At 57.3% G+C, this 15,330-nt stretch carries 11 protein-coding genes; 10 read left to right on the top strand and 1 reads right to left on the bottom strand.

Going from position 1 to position 15,330, the window contains the following annotated elements; translation table 11 throughout:
- The first annotated feature begins 21 nt into the window (after window positions 1-21).
- Window positions 22-741 carry a DNA repair protein RecO gene (recO, locus tag A3OI_RS0100055; protein ID WP_018402321.1) on the top strand — a complete coding sequence of 240 codons (720 nt, stop codon included), beginning with the start codon at window positions 22-24 and terminating at the stop codon, window positions 739-741.
- On the top strand, window positions 738-1,478 hold the full coding sequence (gene pdxJ, locus A3OI_RS0100050; RefSeq protein WP_018402320.1) for a pyridoxine 5'-phosphate synthase: 741 nt from the start codon (window positions 738-740) through the stop codon (window positions 1,476-1,478). Before recO ends, pdxJ begins: the two co-directional genes overlap by 4 nt.
- 13 nt (window positions 1,479-1,491) lie before the next feature.
- On the opposite strand, the gene A3OI_RS0100045 is transcribed toward pdxJ, so the two are convergent.
- Window positions 1,492-4,377, bottom strand: a complete 2,886-nt coding sequence (locus A3OI_RS0100045; RefSeq protein ID WP_026223902.1) for an ATP-binding protein — start codon at window positions 4,375-4,377, stop codon at window positions 1,492-1,494.
- 240 nt (window positions 4,378-4,617) lie between these two features.
- On the opposite strand from A3OI_RS0100045, the gene cysM reads away from it, so the two are divergent.
- The 8 genes from cysM to A3OI_RS0100005 all read left to right on the top strand — a co-directional run bounded on the left by cysM (window position 4,618) and on the right by A3OI_RS0100005 (window position 15,168).
- Window positions 4,618-5,511, top strand: a complete 894-nt coding sequence (cysM, locus tag A3OI_RS0100040) for a cysteine synthase CysM (RefSeq protein ID WP_018402318.1) — start codon at window positions 4,618-4,620, stop codon at window positions 5,509-5,511.
- Window positions 5,512-5,536: 25 nt separating this feature from the next.
- Window positions 5,537-6,883 (top strand): 23S rRNA (uracil(1939)-C(5))-methyltransferase RlmD, encoded by a 1,347-nt coding sequence (rlmD, locus tag A3OI_RS0100035; RefSeq protein WP_026223901.1) that lies wholly within the window; start codon window positions 5,537-5,539, stop codon window positions 6,881-6,883.
- 33 nt (window positions 6,884-6,916) lie between these two features.
- Window positions 6,917-9,148 carry a GTP diphosphokinase gene (gene relA / locus A3OI_RS0100030; protein ID WP_018402316.1) on the top strand — a complete coding sequence of 744 codons (2,232 nt, stop codon included), beginning with the start codon at window positions 6,917-6,919 and terminating at the stop codon, window positions 9,146-9,148.
- Window positions 9,148-9,996, top strand: a complete 849-nt coding sequence (mazG, locus tag A3OI_RS0100025; protein WP_018402315.1) for a nucleoside triphosphate pyrophosphohydrolase — start codon at window positions 9,148-9,150, stop codon at window positions 9,994-9,996. The genes relA and mazG overlap by 1 nt, the downstream gene beginning before the upstream one ends.
- Before the next feature lie 95 nt (window positions 9,997-10,091).
- Complete coding sequence (gene ppc / locus A3OI_RS0100020; protein WP_026223900.1) at window positions 10,092-12,752, top strand: phosphoenolpyruvate carboxylase; 2,661 nt, start codon at window positions 10,092-10,094, stop codon at window positions 12,750-12,752.
- A 196-nt stretch (window positions 12,753-12,948) separates the two neighbouring features.
- Window positions 12,949-13,602, top strand: a complete 654-nt coding sequence (gene adk, locus A3OI_RS0100015) for an adenylate kinase (RefSeq protein ID WP_018402313.1) — start codon at window positions 12,949-12,951, stop codon at window positions 13,600-13,602.
- Window positions 13,603-13,606: 4 nt separating this feature from the next.
- The gene (gene tsaB / locus A3OI_RS0100010; RefSeq protein ID WP_018402312.1) at window positions 13,607-14,365 is read left to right on the top strand and encodes a tRNA (adenosine(37)-N6)-threonylcarbamoyltransferase complex dimerization subunit type 1 TsaB; all 759 of its coding nucleotides are present in this window, start codon (window positions 13,607-13,609) and stop codon (window positions 14,363-14,365) included.
- A complete protein-coding gene (locus tag A3OI_RS0100005; RefSeq protein WP_018402311.1) occupies window positions 14,365-15,168 on the top strand; it encodes a class I SAM-dependent methyltransferase in 804 nt (267 codons plus the stop codon). The genes tsaB and A3OI_RS0100005 overlap by 1 nt, the downstream gene beginning before the upstream one ends.
- Window positions 15,169-15,330 lie beyond the last annotated feature (162 nt).

The raw sequence follows: 15,330 nt of genomic DNA, 5'->3' as shown, positions 1-15,330 counted from the left end.
GAGGGCTAAGGTGCTTCTTCTATGAGGGGCAAGGTGATTCAGGAGCCGGGCTATGTGATCCATCGCCGGCCCTGGCGTGAAACCAGCTTGCAGGTAGATGTGTTCACCCTGAATTATGGCCGTGTTGACTTGATTGCCCGCGGCGCCAGCACCAAAAAAAGCCCGCTCAAGGCTCAGTTGCAACCTTTCCAGCCGCTATTGCTGGACTGGGTCGGCCGCGGGGGCCTGAAAACCCTGACCCAGGTAGACGTTTGCCATGCGCCGGTTCTGGCGCAATCGCAAGCGCTGTTCAGCGGTTTTTATCTGAATGAATTGCTGCAGCGCGTTCTGCCCGCAGCTGACCCCTATCCGTTGTTATTTGCTGCCTATCTTGATGCCATGGCCGAGCTGGCCGCTGCCGCCGAGCTGGAACCAGTGCTGCGGCGTTTCGAACGCAGTCTGGCGCTGGCCCTGGGGTACGATTTTGCCTGGGACCTGGCGACCGATAGCGGTGCGCCGGTGCAATCGGGCTGGTTTTACGGATACCATCCGCAGCAGGGCATTGTTGAGCGCCCGGGTGCCGATGTGCGGGTGAAAAAACTTCGTGGCGATGCGCTGCTTGCGCTGGCTGCCGATGATTACAGTGACATTGACGCGCGCCGCAGCGCCAAGCGGGTGATGCGTGCGCTGGTAGACTATTTGTTACAGGGGCGACCGCTGCACAGCCGCCAACTTTTTATCCAGTCAGGGGCAGTAAAATGAACTCCAGAGTATTGCTTGGTGTGAATATTGATCACGTGGCCACGTTGCGTCAGGCCCGCGGCACGCGGTATCCCGATCCGGTACAGGCTGCATTGCTGGCGGAAGAAGCCGGCGCCGACGGCATTACCATTCACCCGCGGGAAGACCGCCGTCACATTCAAGACCGTGACGTGCTGCTGCTGCGCGATACCTTGCAAACCAAAATGAATCTGGAAATGGCGGTGACCGATGCCATGCTGGATTTTGCCGAACAAATCCGTCCGGCTTGCGTGTGCCTGGTGCCTGAAAAGCGTGAAGAGCTGACCACCGAGGGCGGTTTGGACGTTGAAGGCCAGGAAGACCGCATCGCCAAAGCCTGCGAACGCCTCGCGGCCATAGGCGCGGAAGTATCCCTGTTTATCGACCCGGACAAAACTCAGATTGATGCCGCCGTGCGCTGTGGCGCGCCAGTGATTGAATTGCACACCGGCGAGTACGCCGAGGCCAGCGGCGCGGCTGCGGATGCGGATGCGGCCTTTAAAGTATTGGTGGAAGCGGTCACTTACGCCCGCAAGAAGGGTTTGGTGGTTAATGCAGGCCACGGTTTGAACTACCACAACACCGAGCGGGTGGCAGCGATTGCCGGCATTAACGAGCTGAACATCGGCCACGCTATTATTGCCCGGGCGGTTTTCACCGGTTTGAAAGAAGCCGTGCGGGATATGAAAACACTGATTGATAACGCTTGCCGGCGTTAGGAATGCGTCGGCTTTAAGAGTGCGTAAGGCTGCTGTGTTGCCTGAAGAGTAACTGCCAATGGGTGTTGTCGCCCCAGTTCAATAGCCGCTTCAATGCTTTTAACAGCTGATCGGTCAGGTCCTCAATATCGGTGTCAGCCGTTTTTAACGCGGTTTCCAGCTGATTGGCAGCGGCCCGCACTTCCGGTACGCCGCAGTAGCGGGCGCCACCGTGCAGCTTGTGCACGCACTCCAGCAGTTCCAGCCTGTTGCCGCTGTGCCAGTGCTGCTCAATGGCTTCTACGGTGGGTGTTATCTGTTCCAGCAGCATGCTGAACAACTCTTCGGCCAGGTCTGCTTTGCCGGCTGCCAGGCGCAGGCTTTCCTCAATACTGATGCATTCGCGGGTTATTTTTCGATTCGACGGTCGCAGTGCTCGGTGGCCGTCGCGTGCCTCGTCAGCCCGGCCGCCGTCGCCTGCGCTGTCGCAACACACAAGCCCTGTGTGCTGCTCTACGGCGTCTAACAGTTGGCGGCTACTGACCGGTTTGGTCATATAGCCGTCGAATCCCTGCCGCGCCAACCGGCCTCGCTCGTCACTCATGGCGTGAGCGGTTAATGCAATAATGGCGGCGCGCTGGCGACCGGCGGTTTCCAGTTGCCTTAGCTTTCGGGTGGTAGCAACGCCGTCCATACCGGGCATCTGCAGGTCCATGAATATCAGATCAAATTGACGGGAGCGCGCTTTTGTCAGTGTTTCAAAGCCGCTGGCGGCGCCTACCGTGTTTACGCCCGCATCCTGTAGCAGGGTCAGTACCAGTTTGAGATTGGCTTCGTTGTCGTCTACCGCCAAAACCCGGGGGTTAAGGCGTTCGCTGTTGGGCTGCGGCTGAGGTGCTTCCAGACCGTAACTGCGATCCGCCGGGCGGTCGTTGGCGTTGATACCGTGCACCAGCAACACCAGTTCATTGTAGAGCGCCTCGCGCAGAACCGGTTTGATCAGGTGACTACTGACATTGGCCACAAGGGGTGTGTCGTGGCTTTCCAGAGTGGGCGTCAGCAACAGGGTGCGACAATCACGGTCAACCTCAATACTGTGCACCAGACTGCGATATTGGCTGGAATTGAGCAGATGGCGATTAATACCAATCAACGCGACGGCAAAGCCGGCCTGCTCCCGTTGTGCCTGTTCGATGCGCTCTTGCATGGCGCCAGAAGAGCTAACCCGCTCTACGGTAACGCCCCAGGCCCGCAACAGGTGTTCCATCGCCAGGCCAGTGGTTTTTTGTTGCTCCAGGTAAATCATGCGTTCACCGCGAAGGCCGTTACGGGGGCTGTCGCTATCGTTTTGGCTGGCCCGCGTGCTGGTCAGGGTAAACCAGAATGTGGAGCCTTTCCCGAGCTCGCTTTCCAGGCCGATCTTGCCGCCCATTTCCTCTGCCAGGCGCTTGGATATCGCAAGCCCCAGCCCGGTACCACCGTATTGCCGCGCGGTTGATGCGTCGGCCTGACTAAACGCATCAAATAAAGATCGCTGTTGTGCCTGTGACAGCCCCATACCGGTATCCGCTACGCTGACGCGCAGGGTAACGGTGCCATTATCGGCGTCTTCTTCTTCCAGGCTGGCACGCAGGACGACTTCGCCGGCGCGGGTAAACTTGATGGCGTTGTTGAGCAGATTGGTAATAATCTGTTTCAGCCTTAATGGGTCGCCCATCAGGTTGTCGGGCACATCGTTGTAAGCCAGTGTGACCAGGTCCAGGTTTTTGTTGTGGGCCGCTGGTGCCAGCATCACCATGACATCTTCCACAATGTCCCGTAGTTGGAACGGCACCCGGTCAAGCGTGAGCTTGCCGGCTTCAATTTTGGAAAAGTCGAGAATGTCGTTGATGATGGTCAGCAGGATTTCTGAAGACTTGCGAATGGTATTCAGGTGGTCTCTTTGCTGCCGCGCCAGGGAACCTTTCAGTAGCAGTTCGGTGAACCCGATAATACCGTTCAGCGGAGTACGGATTTCGTGGGACATATTGGCCAGAAATTCCGATTTTATGCGGCTCGCTTCCAGCGCTTCCTTACGCGCAAAATCCAGCTCGATATTCTGGATTTCAATGGTTTCCAGGGTTTCTCGCAGGTCTTCGGTGGCCTGATCAACGTTTTGCTGCATGTCTGCCTGGGCCTTGCTCAAGGCGGTTGCCATGGCGTTCAGGCCAGACTCAAGCTGTTCGAACTCTGGCCCTGCTCGGGTATAAACCCGGGTTTCCAATTTACCTTCTTTGAGCTCGGCAACGGCTTTGTTCAGTTTATACACCGGGCTGGTGAAAGCCCGGCTCAGGCGCAGCGACACCAGCATGCTGAACACCACACCGGAAAGGACTAGCAGCAGGGAAATCAGCAGCGCTTTGTAGGTTTCTTTTTCGGTGCGGATATGGGACATTTCCACCGCTACCCAGCCCAGAGTTTGCTGGGCACTGGGCATCTCAGCTTCGCCATTGGCATTGAGCAAATTCTCGATCATCAGGCCCTGCAGGGTCACCGGCGTAATAAAAAGAGTGCTCTGCTGGCGCGGCAGCTGCTGCGCGACCTGATCCTGCAGCCGCTCGGCGATATCGCGTTTGTGGGTGTCTGGGCCGGTGTGCAGAAGACGCTCGCCGGCGCTGTCGAAAAAGCTGATAGAGCGCACATCCTGCTCTTGCAGCAAGGCATTGGAAAGGCTGTATAACAAGTGCCGGTTGGCCGTAAACAGGCCGTATTCTGAGCCCGCCGCCAGTTGCCGCGACAAGGCTTCGCCACGGTCCCGCAGCAGGCTTTCAATCTGGTTAACCCAACTTGAACTGAAAAACAGGCCCAGCAGTAAAGTGGTAGCCAGCGTGGGCACCAGTGTGGCCATCAGTACCTTGTTGCGAATGCCCCAGTGACGAATACCCCGGTTGGTAAAACCCCAGCGCCCCATAAACAATTCCTGAAAATGGCATTTTGCCCGCGTACTACGGGCATCAGTCTGTTGGTTCGGTGTTTGCGCCCGACGGGTGTTGTTGCCGGCAGCCGTTAACGTAATTCGTAGCTATAACGCCAGGCTCTTGCGATAGCAATAAGCGGTATTGGGCTGGAGTTGCTATAAAGCGTATGATTTAACCCCAAAAGTATACCACAGGGACTCATTATGTATTTTCCAACCATTGAAGATTATGTTGGTAAAACCCCCCTGGTTTGCCTGCAGCGCCTGCCAGGCGATACCAGTAATGTCATCCTTGCCAAACTGGAAGGTAATAATCCGGCCGGTTCGGTCAAAGATCGGCCCGCGATTAGCATGATCCAACAAGCCGAAATCCGCGGCGACATCAAGCCCGGCGATACCCTGATCGAAGCCACCAGCGGTAATACCGGTATTGCCCTGGCTATGGCGGCGGCGATAAAGGGTTACCGCATGGTGTTGATTATGCCCTCCAATATGAGCGAAGAGAGGCGCGCGTCCATGCGCGCTTATGGCGCCGAAATTATTGCGGTGAGCAAGGAAGACGGTATGGAAGGCGCCCGCGATCTGGCCGAACGCATGCAGGCCGAAGGCAAAGGCAAGGTTCTGGACCAGTTCGCCAATGCTGACAACCCACTGGCGCACTACCGCACCACCGGCCCTGAAATCTGGCAGCAGACCAATGGCCGGGTAACCCATTTCGTGGCCTCTATGGGCACCACGGGTACGGTTATGGGCGTGTCCCGCTACTTGAAAGAGCGCAACCCCGACGTCCGCATTGTTGGCCTGCAACCCAGCGAGGGCGCGGCCATACCGGGCATTCGGCGCTGGCCAGAAGCCTATATGCCTAAAATTTTTGATGCCAAGGCGGTTGATCAGGTAATGGATATTGGTCAGGTCGAGGCCGAAACCACGATGCGCGCGCTGGCCGAAAAAGAAGGTATTTTTTGCGGCGTATCGTCTGGCGGTTCCATCGCCGCGGCGCTGCGACTTTCCCAAACGCTTGAAAACGCCGTTATCGTGGGCATTATCTGTGACCGTGGTGACCGCTATCTGTCTACCGGCGTATTTCCTGGCGCCTGAGTCTGATTAAAAAAGAGAAGAATTGATGAGTAGAAGACGCAGAAAAGTGTTGCCTCAGGAACCTGTGCGCTGCGAGGTCGAAAAGCTCGGCCATGATGGCCGTGGTATTGCCCGTAACGAGGGTAAAGTGCAATTTGTCAGCGGCGCGCTGCCAGGCGAAACAGTGATGGCCAAGATGGTTGGCAGCCGCAGCAAATTTGACGAATTGCGTACCCTTGAGGTACTCAGTGCGGCTCCCGACCGCCAGACTCCGCCCTGCGACTTTGCCGCCGTGTGCGGTGGCTGCAGCCTGCAGCACATGAGCGCAGAGGCGCAGATTGCGTTCAAGGAAAACACTCTGAAAGAACACTTTGCCCATTTTGGTGGTATCGATCCCGAACAGTGGGTTAAACCGCTGCGCGCTGACACCTTGGGTTACCGCCGCAAAGCGCGGCTGGGTGTGCGTTTTGTAAAAGCACGTGAATCAGTGCTGGTTGGCTTCCGCGAAAAGAGCAGTAATTTTCTGACGGATATTGACCGCTGCCTGGTGCTGGACCCACGTATTGGCGAACGCATTATGCCGCTGCGCGAATTGCTGCACGGCATGGATGCTTTTGACCGCATTCCCCAGGTAGAGGTTGCCTGCGGTGATGATGTGGCAGTGATGGTGTTCCGTAACATGGAGGACTTGAGCGACGGCGACCGCAGCAAGCTGATTGTGTTTGGTCAAAACCACGATCTGCACATTTATTTGCAACCTAAAGGCCCGGACACGGTTCACCGTATCTGGCCGGAATCTACAGGTCACCAGGATGAACGTTTGAGTTACAGCTTGCCGGAATTTGATTTGACCCTGGCGTTTCACCCAATGGACTTCACCCAGGTGAATGCCAGCATCAACCAGGTGATGGTTAAGCGCGCCATCGACTGGCTGAACGTGCAGCCCGGCGAGCGAGTCTTGGATCTTTTTTGCGGCTTGGGCAACTTTACCCTGCCGCTGGCCCGCAGTGGTGGCCAGGTGGTCGGTGTCGAAGGCGACGACGCCATGGTTCAGCGCGGCCGCGAGAACGCCGCGCTGAACGGTCTGGATAATGTCACCTTTTTTGGCGCCGACTTGCACGGCGATTTTACCGGCCAGAGCTGGGCCAAAGAGGGTTTCGACAAAATCCTGATTGACCCGCCGCGCTCCGGCGCCCAAGACATTTGCCAGTACTTAACCGTCTTTAACGCCAGCCGCATTGTGTATGTGTCTTGCAACCCGGCCACCTTGGCGCGGGATGCGGGTGTTATGGTGCGTAATGGCTACCGCCTGGTGCAAGCGGGTGTCATGGATATGTTCCCGCATACTACTCACGTGGAATCCATAGCGCTTTTTGAGCGTGATTCTGGTTAAGCGCGATTCCGGCTAATCTGGAAAAGAGTCGACATGGTAAAAGTTCGCGAAGATTACGCCGTGACCGGCAGTGGTGAAGTAGATATTGCCCACTGCGTGCGCCAGCTGGCCGAGCAGACCCGGCTTGAGGATGACAGCCTGCTGCGCCAGGCTTGCGAAAGAGCCGCGGCCATTGACCTTCAGGCCTATCGGGAAGACCGACAATGGACCCCCGGCGCCAGCAGTTTCCGCACCGGCATTGAAATGGCTCGAGTGCTGGCAGAGCTGCACCTGGACCAGGCCAGCCTGACGGCTGCTGTGCTGTATCGCGCTGTGCGCGAAGAACGGGTAACGCTAGAAGCCGTGCGTAAAGAGTTTGGCGACGAAGTGGCTGGCCTGATTAACGGCGTGCTACAGATGGCGGCGATTTCGTCTATCCACCACCCCCTGAAAGGCAATGTTCTGGGCCAGAGCGAAGGTCAGCTCGACAACGTGCGTAAAATGCTGGTGACCATGGTTGACGACGTGCGGGTTGCGCTGATCAAACTCGCTGAGCGCACCTGCGCCATCCGCGGAGTGAAAGACGCATTGCCGGAAAAACGCATGCGGGTTGCGCGGGAAGTATTTGAGATCTATGCCCCGTTGGCGCACCGGTTGGGCATTGGCTATATCAAATGGGAGCTGGAAGACCTGTCTTTCCGCTACCTGCACGAAACCGCTTACAAGAAAATTGCCAAACTGCTGGATGAAAAGCGCCTGAATCGGGAAAGCTACATCAAGCGGGTGGTGGCTGCGCTGGAGTCGGAGCTGGGCAGCGCCGGCATCAAAGGCGATGTGTCGGGCCGCGTTAAACACATCTATAGCATCTGGCGCAAAATGCGCAGAAAAGGCATTGATTTCAGCCAAGTGTATGACGTGCGCGCCGTGCGTATTCTGGTGCCGGAGGTACGCGACTGTTACGCCGTGTTGGGCATAGTCCACGGTCTGTGGCGCCATATTCCTAACGAATTTGACGACTACATCGCTAACGTCAAAGAAAATGGTTACCAGTCTCTGCACACCGCGGTCATCGGCCCGGAAGGCAAGGTGATGGAGGTGCAGATTCGCACCCATGAGATGCACGAAGAAGCCGAACTGGGTGTCTGCGCCCACTGGCTTTATAAAGGGACCGACACCAAAAACAAATCCACCGGTTACGATGCCAAAATAAACTGGCTGCGCCAGGTGCTGGAGTGGCAAGAAGAGCTGGGCGATCTGTCCAGCTTGGCGGAACACCTGAAATCCGAGGTGACATCCGATCGGGTTTACGTGTTTACGCCTGAGGGCCATGTGGTTGATCTGCCCCAGGGTTCCACCGCCGTAGACTTCGCTTATCGGGTACATACAGAAGTCGGTCACGCTTGCCGAGGCGCGCGCATCAACGGGCGTATCGTGCCCTTGATCTACCCGCTGAAAACCGGCGACCAAGTGTTCATACTGACGTCTAAAAATGCGACACCCAGCCGCGATTGGCTCAACCCCAACCTGGGCTACATTCGGAGTTCACGCTCCCGCTCCAAGGTTATCAGCTGGTTCAAACAGCAGGATCGCGGTCGTAATATCAGCGACGGCCGTACCATTCTGGACGACGAATTCAAGCGTTTGTCATTGCACGACTGCAATCTGGAACTGCTCGCCAAAAAGGTGAATTACCACAGCGCGGAAGACCTGTGTGCGGCCATTGGCGCGGGCGACCTGCGCCCAGCCCAAGTGGCCAATGTGGCCCAGCAAATGCTGGAGCCAAAAAATGAGCAGCCCGAACTGAAGCTGCGCAAGCAAAGCAAAGCCTACGATACCGAATCTGACATTCGCATTGTGGGTGTGGGCCAGCTGAAAACCCAGGTGGCTAAATGCTGTAAGCCTCTACCGGGTGATGATATTGGCGGCTACATTACAGTTGGCCGCGGTGTGACCGTTCACCGGCAGGACTGCAACACCTACATGGGGCTGGCGGAAGCAGAGCCACACCGCATTATCGACGTCAGCTGGGGCGTGCGCCAGGCCTCGGTATACCCGGTGGATATCAGCGTTGACGCCTACGACCGTTCGGGCCTCTTGCGCGATATCACCCAGGTGCTGTCGGCATCGCGCTGCGATGTGCTGGCGTTACACACCCAGAGCAATCGTGACGACAACACTGCCAATCTGACGGTCACTGTAGAAATCTCCGATCTGGAACAACTGGCCAAACTGCTGTCCCAGATCCGCAACCTGCCCAACGTCATCGAGGCTAAGAGAAAACGCTGATGAGCTATTCGCTGGACGACTTGAAAACCCTGATGGCACGCTTGCGCGATCCAGACACCGGTTGCCCCTGGGATGCCCGCCAGACGTTTGCGTCCATCGTGCCCCACACCTTGGAAGAAGCCTACGAAGTGGCTGACGCCATCGAACGCGAGGATTATCCCCACCTGGAAGATGAATTGGGTGACCTGCTGTTCCAGGTCATTTTTTACAGCCAGATTGGGCAGGAAACGCAGCATTTTGATTTTGATTCGGTGGTGGACAACCTGGTGCGTAAACTGATTCGACGCCACCCCCATGTGTTCCCCGAAGGCACGCTGGCGAGCCGGATTGACCCACACAATCGCCCAGGCGAAGACTGGATCAAACAAAGCTGGGAACGCATCAAGGCGGAAGAACGGTCGCTAAAGCCTGCGCCTGACAGCGCCGAACCCGCGGGCCGTCTGGACGCTATTGCCCGTACTCTGCCGGCCATGGCGCGGGCTGAAAAACTGCAAAAGCGCGCTGCCCGCCACGGTTTTGACTGGCCCGATATCGGCCCGGTGTTCGACAAGCTGCACGAAGAAATTGATGAGCTGAAAGAAGCTTGGCAGGTCGCCAGTAACGGCAGCGGCGAACGCGATGCGCTCGAAGATGAACTCGGCGACGTGATGTTCGTGTGCGTGAATCTGGCGCGCTTTATGGAAGTAAACCCGGAACACGCTTTAAAGCGAACCAACCATAAATTTGAAGCACGCTTTCGCGCCATCGAGGCTAAGTTGCTGGCCCAGGGCCGTGATATGGACAGCGAAACCCTGGAAACGCTGGACGCTATCTGGCAGTCAGTGGAAGGTGTAGAGCGCCAGCGCTGAGGCCGTTAAGCCGCGTAGACTTCGGCAGTGGTTCCTTAGTATCTTAACGAGGAACAAATCTGATGCTGCCCTAAACATGACAAAAGGATGCCAATGTGACTGAATTACATCCGGATTTGCGGGAAAACGTGAGGATGCTGGGAGAGCTGCTGGGGCAGAGTATACGTCAGCATCCCGGGCAGCAGTGTTTTGACACAATTGAAGAAGTACGAGCTGCCGCCAAAGCGGACCGGCTTCAGGAAAGCGGCTCGGGCCAACGCCTGGTGAATTTGTTGGGCCAGCTGGGCGACGATGAAATCCTGCCGGTGACCCGCGCCTTTAACCAATTTCTGAACCTGGCCAACCTGGCCGAGCAATATCATGGCATCCGTCGCAATCGCGGTCACAGCGCTGATCTGATGGTGGAATCATTCTCCGAAGTGTTCCAGCGTCTACTAGCCGGCGGCATAAGCGCTGACGAACTGCATCGTCAGGTGGTCAATTTGCGGGTGGAGTTTGTGCTGACAGCTCACCCAACAGAAGTGACCCGCCGCACACTGATTATGAAGTACGACGACATGTCGGACTGCCTGGAGCAGCTGGACCATCAGGATCTGATGCCCAGCGAGCGCGACGAAATTGTGCGCCGTTTGACCCGGCTGATTGCCGAGGCCTGGCACACCGATGAAATTCGTTACGATCGCCCCACCGCGGTAGACGAAGCCAAATGGGGCTTTGCGGTGATCGAAAACAGCCTGTGGACAGCGTTACCGAGATTCCTCGAAAGCCTGGATACCGCTCTGGTGGACGCCACCGGTAAAGGCCTTCCGCTGCAAGCCACTCCGGTGCGGGTAGCGTCCTGGATGGGCGGTGATCGTGACGGCAACCCTAACGTCACCCACCAGGTTACGCGCAAGGTGTTTTTGCTGGGCCGCTGGATGGCTGCAGATCTGTATATGAAAGATATCACAGCGCTGCGCGCCGAACTGTCTATGTGGCAGGCCAGCGATGAGCTGCGAGCAAAGGTAGGCGATACCCGTGAACCTTATCGCCAGATTCTGGGCGAGCTACGCGACCAGCTCAGCCGCACCCGTGACTGGGCCGAAGCCAGTATCAGTGGCGCTGCCGCCGACAGCAACGGCATATTGTTCGCCAACAGCGACTTCACCGAACCCCTGGAGCTGTGCTACCGCTCACTGGTTGAGTGTGGTCTTGAGCACATCGCCAATGGACCGCTGCTGGACACTATTCGCCGTGCCCATACCTTTGGCTTGCCATTGAGTCGTCTCGATATTCGCCAGGAAGCGGCCCGTCACGCTGAGGCTGTGGCCGAAATTGTGGGTTATCTGGGGCTTGGGGATTATCAGGCCTGGTCAGAAGTAGAACGTCAGGCGTTTCTGGTGCGCGAGCTTAAAGGCCGTCGCCCGCTGATTCCGCGTAACTGGCAGCCCAGTGAAGCGGTGGAGGAAGTGCTGGCCACCTGCAAGGTGGTGGCCGAGCAAACGCCGCAGGCGTTGGGCTCCTATGTGATTTCCATGGCCAGTAAGCCGTCCGATGTGCTGAGCGTTATTCTGCTGCTGCGCGAGGCGGGCATGCAGTATCCGATGGCGGTTGTACCGCTATTTGAAACATTGAATGACCTGAGCGGCGCGCCGCAAAGCATGACCGAGCTTTATCAGATTGACTGGTATCGCGAATACTGCGACGGCAAGCAGGAAGTCATGATCGGCTATTCCGATTCGTCGAAAGATGCCGGCCAGATGATGGCTGCATGGGCCCAGTACCAAGCCCAGGAAGCGCTGACAAAAGTGGCCGCAGAATACGATATGCGCTTGACCTTGTTCCACGGCCGTGGCGGCACGGTTGGTCGTGGAGGCGGCCCGGCTAACCGGGCTATCCTGTCGCAGCCGCCGGGATCGGTCAACGGCAGCTTCCGCATTACCGAGCAGGGCGAGATGATTCGCTTCAAATTCGGTATGCCGGATCTTGCCGTGCAAAGTCTGACGCTTTACACCACCGCGGTCATCGAGGCCACACTGGCGCCGCCGCCCCAGCCCGAAGACAGTTGGCGAGAAACCATGAACTGGCTGACTGAACGCTCGTTAAAGGCTTACCGCGATGTGGTGCGGGACGACCCGCAATTTGTGCCTTATTTCCGCCAGGTTACCCCGGAGCAGGCGCTGGGCAAACTGGCCTTGGGCAGTCGCCCGGCGCGGCGCAAAGCCGGTGGTGGCGTTGAAAGCCTGAGAGCCATACCCTGGATATTTGCCTGGACTCAAATGCGCCTGATGCTGCCGGCCTGGCTGGGCAGCGACGTAGCTCTGGAAGCAGCCGCCGAAGACCAGCGTATAGACCAGTTGCGGGAAATGATGGCGGGTTGGCCGTTTTTCCGCACCTACATCGATATGCTGGAGATGGTTTTGGCAAAGGCCGACCTGCGCATCGCCAGCTATTACGAGCAGACCCTGGTGGACGACCCGGCGTTGCGAGTACTGGGTGAAAATCTGCGCCAGCGCTTGAGCCGCTGCATTCATCGGGTGCTGGAATTGAAGCAGCAGGACCACCTGCTGGCAGACGAGCCGGTATTTGCGCACTCCATGAACGTGCGCAATCCGTACACCGACCCATTGCATTATCTGCAGGCAGAATTGCTGCGGCGCGAGCGCCAAAGCGAAGGCAAGGGCGGCGACCGTGACGGGAAGGTACCGGAACTGGTTGAGAGGGCTCTAAAGGTCACCATGGCAGGGATTTCAGCGGGTATGCGCAACACCGGCTAAGGCAGACTTCATTTCGGTATTCCACTGTATACAAACGGGCATGATACTGAGGTCGGCTTTCGCTTGCCGGCTCGACTTCGTATAATGCTCCACCCTTAAGCCTTAACTCGGGTAAAAAAAGTCGAGAGGCTGCGGCAAAGGCACCTGTTTTTGCCATAGCTTTTTCAATTTAGTCATCATTTCAGGAGCATAAACTATGCGCATCATCATGTTGGGCGCCCCGGGCGCTGGGAAGGGTACACAGGCTCAGTTCATGACAGAGCGGTTCGATATTCCTCAGATCTCCACCGGCGACATGTTGCGCGCCGCGGTTAAGGCCGAGTCGGATCTGGGCAGTAAGGTCAAGGAAGTGATGGCCTCGGGTGGTTTGGTGTCAGACGACATTATCATCGCTTTGATTGACGAGCGTATCCAGAAAGCGGATTGCAAAAACGGCTTTCTGCTCGACGGCTTTCCGCGCACCATTCCTCAGGCTGAAGCGCTTAAAAACCAGGGCATCGCTATCGATTACGTGGTTGAGATCACCGTTTCCGATGAAGAAATTGTCAGCCGCCTGTCAGGCCGGCGCGTGCACGAAAGCAGTGGCCGCATCTATCACGTCAAATACGATGCACCAAAAGTGGAAGACAAAGACAACGAAACCGGCGAAGCGTTGATTCAGCGTGAAGACGATAGTGAAGAAACCGTGCGCAAACGCCTGGGTATCTATCACCAGCAAACCTCTCCACTTATAGGTTACTACAAGGATTGGGTTGCCAAAGATGCGGACAGCGCGCCACGTTATGTTCAAGTTGAAGGCATTGGCAGTCTGGACGATATTCGCGCCCAGATCAGCGCCAAGCTGAAGTAGGTCAATGAAATTACTGGCACTTGACACTTCGGCCGCAGGCTGCTCGGCGGCTCTCTGGCTGGGCAGTGCAAAGGCGGGTTTAGCCTATGAGCGTTTTGAAATTGCGCCACGGGGCCATACCCGCTTGCTGATGCCTATGGTTCGCAGCCTGTTGCAGGAACACGGGTTTGAACCTGCTGATCTCGACGCAGTCGCGTTCGCCTGCGGGCCGGGTTCGTTTACCGGGTTGCGTATTGCCACTGGCGTGGTGCAAGGCCTGGCCTGGGGGCTGAACATACCGGTCATACCGGTGTCATCGCTGGCGGCCGTGGCCTTGGATGCCTTGACCCAGGCCGGTGCCGCTCAAGGCCAGCGCGTGGCGGTGGCCTTTGACGCACGTATGGGCGAGGTGTATTGGGGCTGTTATCAGCTGCTTGATGGCGCACCGGTACTGCTCGGAAAAGAGCGGGTTTGCGCACCCTCTGCGCTGGCAATGCCGGCAGCAGAAAGCTCTGCTGGCGACGTTGAAGGTGCTCATGCCAGAGCCGACAACGCCGATTGGCTTGGTGCAGGTTCCGGTTGGGCTTTGAGTGAACAGATGCCCGAGGCTGTGACCTCTGCGTTGGCGGCCTTGCCCAGCACTGATTTGGTGCCAAGAGCTGCGTGCGTTGCCCGCCTGGCCGCCAAACAGTTTGCCGCGGGTGCCGGTGTGTCGGCACAGCAGGCCCAGCCTGTGTACCTGCGCGACGAAGTAACCTGGCAAAAACTGCCCGGCCGCGAATAATGCAGAATTCTCTGGCCGTAGCCTGTTCTGCGCTAGGCGACAAGCACCGTGCACAGGAGTTGGCCACAGAGCTAGATGTGTCTCTGGTGGCCGCCACAGATCCGCGCCGCGTGACAAGTGTTCCTTTGCTGTTGACCCTGGATGAGCAGGGGCTGGCCTTGCAGTTAACGGGGAAGGGCGCGCCGGGCCCCGTTCGGGCCGAATTCGTCAGCGGCAAAATGGGCTTTCGTCGCGAACACGGCGGTGGCACCGGGCAACTAGTGGCGCGGGCGGTGGGTCTGCATAAAACCCGCACCCCTTTGCACGTGCTGGATGCCACTGCAGGCCTGGGCCAGGACGCGTTTATTCTGGCGGGCCTGGGCTGCCGGTTGACTCTGTTTGAACGCCACCCCGTTATTCACGCTTTGCTGCAAGACGGCTTGGCCCGTGCGGCACTCAACGTTGAGTGTGCGCCGGTGGTTGCGCGCATGGACCTGCGCGTCGGCAGCAGTCTGGATTTTCTAAGCCAGGCCGAATCCGGCGAGCCGGAACACGCGTTGGCAGACGTTATTTATCTGGACCCAATGTTTCCCCACCAGGATAAAACCGCTCTGGCGAAAAAGGAAATGCAGGTGTTCCGCCATCTGGTGGGGCAGGATGACGACACGCCACAGTTGCTTCAGTTGGCGCTAAACGCCGCGCGCTACCGTGTGGTGGTCAAACGCCCGCGCAAAGCTCCGGCTATAGATGGCGCAACACCCACCACCCGGGTAGAAGGCAAGAGCAGTCGCTACGATATCTACAGCTTGCGAGCTCTACCCTGAATCTGTGCTTTTAACGAAATGAGCGGAATTCCAATTCAAAATCTCTGATTTAGTGTTGGATGGATAGCGCTTATTTGGGTCGGTCTTGGTTTTCGATGTGCGCACGAATTGTGGCTTCTTTTCATGGGAAAATGATACTGTATAAATGATTGACACCAATTT

The sequence above is a fragment of the Marinobacter gelidimuriae genome (assembly GCF_000372805.1).
GTDB lineage: Bacteria > Pseudomonadota > Gammaproteobacteria > Pseudomonadales > Oleiphilaceae > Marinobacter > Marinobacter gelidimuriae.
This window is presented reverse-complemented; position numbering and strand designations above follow the sequence as displayed.